The sequence below is a fragment of the Gammaproteobacteria bacterium genome (genome assembly GCA_013003425.1).
Lineage (GTDB): Bacteria > Pseudomonadota > Gammaproteobacteria > Steroidobacterales > JABDKV01 > JABDJB01.
This window is the reverse complement of record JABDJB010000047.1, coordinates 1-5,745: the sequence shown is the minus strand read 5'-3', so window position 1 is coordinate 5,745 and position 5,745 is coordinate 1. Positions and strand designations below refer to the sequence as shown.

Genomic DNA, 5,745 nt, shown 5'->3' with positions numbered 1-5,745 from the left:
CGTGACCGCGGTGGACGAGAACCGCGGTGGCGAGGACTACCAGATGCTGGGTGCGGACGTGACCTTGCAGGCGGGCCGCGGGACTTATCTCAAGGCCGAGATTGCCAGGACCGAGGCGACCCAGGCGCCGGTGTTTTATTCGGACAATGGTGGTTTGAGCTTTGTGACCACCAACCCGACCACCCTGGCCGATCGTGAGGGCGATGCCCTGGCGCTGGAAGGGCGGGTGAACTTCCGCGAGCAAGGGCTGACCGAGCGGGATCTGACCGCTGCGACCTGGTGGCGCCAGAGTGAGGCCGGGTTCTCGGCGGCACGTCGTGACACGGGTACCGAGCTGACCGAGTACGGGGCTGAAGTCTCGGGTGAGCTCAATGAGCGCCTGCGACTGTCTGCTCGTCTGGCCGTGGTCGAACGTGCTGGTCAGGCCGAAGACCAGCGCGTGGCGGTGCAGGGCGATTACCGCCTCACCGACAGGGGCACCGTCTCCGCAGAAGTGAGAAGGCAGCAGACCGACAACCTGGTGGCTGGGACTTCGCTGGAAAATACGCTGGGCGCTCTGCGCTTTACCTACCGAATTGGTAGCAACTGGGACGTTTATGCTCAGGGGCAATTCACTATTGATAACGATGACGCCGTGCCGGACAATAATCTCGGCACCGTGGGCGCCCGCTGGCGCGTGAGCAACAAGACCAACCTGGCGACCGAGTACTCCTCGGGCGACCGGGGCGATGCTGCCACGCTGAGTCTGGATCATCGCATTAACAACGATCATCGCCTGTACACCAGCTACACGCTGTCAACGGATCGCAGCGATGCGGGTGACCGGCGCAGCCAACTGACGCTGGGCCATCGCTCGCGCATCAGCAACCAGGTCAGCGTGTTCAACGAGCGTCAGTTCAGCCGTGGTAACCAGGAAGCGGGTGTGAGCCATGCTTTCGGTCTCGACTTCATCCCGCGGCCGGGCTGGAATTTCGGTCTTAGTATCCAAAGTGGCGATCTCGAGGCCTTGAGCGGGCCGGTGGAACGCGACGCAGCGACCTTGTCCGGCCAGTATCGCAACCAGGAAGTGCAGTGGGCCGCCAAGTTCGAGTACCGTGACGACGAGGGCGCCGAGGATCGGGAGCAGTACCTCTCGTCCAACCGGTTGAACTGGAAGCTGAACGACAGCTTGCGGATGATGCTGAGGCTGAACTACTCCGATACCCAGAACCAGATTAGCAGCGACCTTGATGCCAAGTTTGTTGAAGCAGGCTTCGGTTTCGCCTACCGGCCCGTGCACAACAATCGACTCAACCTGCTGGCCAAGTACACTTATTTATATGATTTGCCTGCGATCGGCCAATCAGGCGCGGGCACCGACCAGAAATCCAACGTGGTGGCTGTCGAGGCGCTTTATCAATTGACTCGTCGCTGGGAGCTGGGCGGCAAGATTGCCCAGCGCCGCGGTGAGCTGCGCTTCGATCGCAACTCCGGCAACTGGTTTGAGAGTACGGCCCGATTGTTCGCCCTGCGCGGACGCTACCATCTGATAAAGCGCTGGGACGGCGTGCTTGAGTACCGCCTGTTGGATGTGGCCGAGGATGACAGCATGCGCTCAGGCTTCCTGGTGGAACTTGATCGGCACTTCGGCGAGCACTTCAAGCTCGGCATCGGTTACAACTTCACCGATTTCAGCGACGATCTCACCGATCTCAGCTACGAGTACCAGGGCTGGTTCCTGAACCTCACCGGCAAGTACTAAGCCGCACGCCGGCGACATGTTGGCCTATCGTTGCTGTCGCCTCCGGGGAGCTTGCCCCGGACCTTCGCTGTCGTTCTCAATCTCATCTCCGCAGTCACCAACATCGTGCCCGCGGCCACCAACGCCATCCCCGCGCAAAGCCTGCCCCGGACTTGATCCAGGGCAGGGAGCCAGTAGCAATCCTTCCCCTGGCGGGGCAAAGCATGCTTGTGCCCTGATTCAGCGAATATGTTAAGCAACGACTGCTGAGAGCTTAACCTCGTTAACAATCAGTCACATTCGTGGCGACTATCTGTGACGGCCTTCACAGAGTCCATGCGCGAACAGGCCCTAAACTGCGGTTCCTGTTGGGCAAGAGAGCCCGGCAGGAAACGGGGGCGGCGAGCGCACCCGTAACAATCTGAGCAAGTACTAACCCATGGTGGCGAAAGCTGCAGCGTGGGTTTTTTCGTTTAAGGACCCATGGTAGCGAGAGCTGCAGCGTGGGTCTTTTCGTTTAAGAGGCAGGCAAATGAAAAACTTCTCCACAACCGGCAAATTCAGCATGCTCGCGCTTGCCCTCGCAGGCTCACTCATCCTCGCACACCCCACGGCAGCCGATGCCCGAGAGAAAGCCCGCGAAATGCATTTTTCTGAATATCTGGCGCGTGCTGTTGCCTCTTGGAGCGAACGATCGTCCGGGCCGACGGTTAAGGCCGTCCCTGCCCGTGAAGGAGCGTTCTTCACGCATACGTCAACTTCAGCCAAAGTCCGGACCACAGAGGACAACGACGACGATAGTTCTGATGCAGGCAGTGATGACGACAGTTCCAGCGATGCCAAGGTAAAAAGTTGTTTGCCGGAAGTAACCGTATCGTTCGCCTCTGATAATCTCACGGTCATGGTTTCCTCAAGCAAGAAACTTGATTCGGTGACCCTGCTTTTCCACGATGGCCGCACCCAGTATGTTTCAAAAGTAAAAGGCAAATCAGGGGAGTTCTCGGGCGTGGGCGAGCTGGTTGGACAGGTGATTACCGGTGTCTGGGTTCGCTCGGGGTGCAACTACAAGTACGCCGACCCCGAGATGCCTTGCCCCGGGGATGACGCTTCCAGTGATGACGATTCATCGAGCGATGACGGGTCGTCCGACGAAAAATCTACCGCACGCAAAACCAGCAAAGCGCTCAGGCGTGCGATCGCCAGCGGTTACTGTGATGAGGGCGATACCAATTGTCTCGAAGAGGTGCTGCGGGATGACAATTCGAGCGACGACGACAGCAGTTCGGAAGACAAATCGTCAGATGACGGTAGTTCCAAAGACCACGACAGCAAGTCGGATGACGGAAGTTCGGATGATCAGTCGCAAGACAAGAAGCAGCCCAAGTGTGGGGTCTTCTACAAGAATGAGGCGGCGCAGGTAGTGGTGCCGGTTGTGAGCGTCGGTGATGCGATGGTTGACGAAGGCTCCGTTGCGTCTAACCAATTGCAGTTCCTGGTGACGCTATCCGAGCCCGTGCCCGCTGGCCAGACAGTAGAAGTCGAGTTTAATACGGCCAACGGGACGGCATTCTCCGGTGAAGACTTTGTTGCGGCGACCGGTGTGCTGATGTTCTTCGCCGGCGATCTGGCACAGAATATTTTCATCGAAACGGTTGCCGACGATGTGTTTGAATCCGACGAAACTTTCGAAGTGGTCCTGTCGAAGCCCGTTGGCCTGAATATTGGCGATGGGACCGGCGTGGGCACTCTGCTGAACGATGATGACATAGACGAGTAAAGTGTTGGAATACAAAAAGTTAAGGAAAGTTTGCAATCCGCAGCCCATAAATGAAGGCTAATGTGCTAGCGTCACTCGGTTTTCGCGAGGACTTTGGGATTCAAGTGACTCGCTGACGTCGGCCGCGGACTCCACGGAAAAGCGCTGGCCGACCAAAAAAAGGATTATAAATCAATGACTAAGTCTCTGAACTTCACCGCAGTTGCGGTATTGTTGGTCGGCTCGTGGATGGGTTCGGCGCAATTCTCCGATGCGCTTGCCGCTTCCGGCCTGACCCTGGAAGAAGCGCTGGCCACCGGATTCTGTGATGAAGGCGACGTGGCCTGTCTCGAAGAGTTGATGATCGGCGATGAGGACAGCTCGTCGGATTCAGGTAGCAGCTCGGACGACAAGTCTTCTGACGACGACAGCTCCAAAGACCATGACAGCAAGTCTGATGACAAATCGTCAGATGATGGTAGTTCCAAAGACCATGACAGCAAGTCGGATGACAAGTCTTCGGATGATGACAGTTCGTCGGACGACGGCTCGTCGGACCCGATGCCGCCATTGCCGAATGTTGTTATCAATGATGGTCAGGGCACCGAATTCAATAACGTTACTAATGTACCGGTTGTGCTTACGGTGAGCCTCGATGTGCCGGCGCCGGGCCCGGTGCTAATCGACTGGGCTACTCAGGACGGTACCGCCGTGGTCGGCAATGATTATCTGGCAGCGGCTGGTCAGATCAGCTTTTCTGCGGGACAGCAATCAGCCGACCTCACTGTGTTCATTATCGGTGACGATACCAGCGAACCTGCAGAGTCGTTCTTCGTGCGATTGACGACTGCTGAAGGCGTAGTGCTGCTCGATGACCAGGGCGAAGTAGTGATTTTCGATGACGATGACATCGACGAATAGCTCTGATCACATCTGATACCACGCAAACAAAAACAAACCACCTAGCGGATTAGCAATATGTCTTTCTTTAGCAAGCGCACCTTTCTGTCGGCTGTTACGGCCATCTTCGTTCTGGCGGGCAATGCGGCGATGGCCGCCACACAGACACTGGACTGGGATACCTTGACCTGGCCGGATAGCAGCCAGAGTCAGAGCTATGTGCTTGGTAACGGGAGCGTCAATTTCTCGATGGCCGGCAATACCGCTGCGCTGGACGGAATCGTCACTGCGGGTACACCGCCGATCGCCCCCGGCATCCGCAATGTCCAGGAAGGCGGCTTCGGTGGCGCCGAACAGTCGCTGCATTTTGCCAAGGACTATCCGCCAGGCACGACACAGGCCGACTACGAAATCTCCATCATCATGGATTTCACACACCCCGGGGGTGTGGAAGACGTTACCTTCACGCTGTTTGACGTCGACCGCAGTAACAATGTCAACAATTTCTGGGATCGAGTGGTTGTCACTGCGACCGCGGTAGGCGGCGGCAGCGTGGATCCGTCAAGCATTGTCCTGCCGGGCCTCGGCTTTAACCAGCTGAATCCCTCCAGCCCTTCCAATACCGTTGAGGGTACGGCCTCATCACAGCCAAACACGGGAAACGCTAACGCCACTTTCACTTTTAATCAGCGTATTACCCAGGTGCTGATTCAGTGGCGCTACCCCATCGAAGGCCCGGACAACGATCCGAACCGCAAAGTCATCGCATTGCATGACATTACGATCAATGACCCTGAAGCAGACGTATCTGTAAGCAAGCTGGTCGACAACAATAATCCGCAGGTAGGCCAGAACGTTGTGTTTACGCTGACGGCCGCCAACGCGGGTCCTGATGCAGCGTCGGGCGTTGAAATTACCGATGCACTGCCAGCGGGTTACACATTTGTCAGTGCCGTTGGCGATGGCACCTATACGTCAGGCACCGGCCTCTGGGATATCGGCGCAATTGCGAGTGGCGGCAGCGCGACCATTGATATTACGGCCACGGTTAACGCTACTGGCCCGTACACCAACACCGCGACGATAACCGGGGCGAACGAGATCGATCCGGACCCCACCAACAACAGCGACAGCAATACTCCGGTTATTGACCTGCTGCCCAGCGCCAGCGCAGATACCAACACGGCCACCGAAGGCGGTGCTGATGCCACCGGTGATGTACTGGCCAATGACACCCTGGGTGATGGCCCGACCACGGTGACGGCTGCGGATCAGGGCGGTACGCCGATCACGCTGGGCAGTCCGTTTACCACGGCCAACGGTGGCACGCTGACGCTGAATAGCGACGGTACTTACACCTACACGCCGC

General features: G+C 57.6%; 4 protein-coding genes. All 4 read left to right on the top strand.

Annotated features, from left to right (window positions below; translation table 11 throughout):
- The first annotated feature begins 10 nt into the window (after positions 1 to 10).
- Positions 11 to 1,741, top strand: coding sequence for a hypothetical protein (locus tag HKN06_07430; GenBank protein NNF61145.1), 1,731 nt, complete (start codon positions 11 to 13; stop codon positions 1,739 to 1,741).
- Between the two features lie 511 nt (positions 1,742 to 2,252).
- The gene (locus HKN06_07425) at positions 2,253 to 3,497 is read left to right on the top strand and encodes a hypothetical protein (protein ID NNF61144.1); all 1,245 of its coding nucleotides are present in this window, start codon (positions 2,253 to 2,255) and stop codon (positions 3,495 to 3,497) included.
- Between the two features lie 174 nt (positions 3,498 to 3,671).
- On the top strand, positions 3,672 to 4,397 hold the full coding sequence (locus HKN06_07420; protein ID NNF61143.1) for a hypothetical protein: 726 nt from the start codon (positions 3,672 to 3,674) through the stop codon (positions 4,395 to 4,397).
- A gap of 57 nt (positions 4,398 to 4,454) precedes the next feature.
- Positions 4,455 to 5,745: DUF11 domain-containing protein (locus HKN06_07415; GenBank protein NNF61142.1), on the top strand; the 1,291-nt coding region annotated here is incomplete at its 3' end.

Bases quoted from the DNA above. Each gene is read 5' to 3' on its own strand.
- HKN06_07420 (NNF61143.1), top strand. From the start codon at position 3,672: ATGACTAAGTCTCTGAACTTCACCGCAGTTGCGGTATTGTTGGTCGGC.
- HKN06_07425 (NNF61144.1), top strand. From the start codon at position 2,253: ATGAAAAACTTCTCCACAACCGGCAAATTCAGCATGCTCGCGCTTGCC.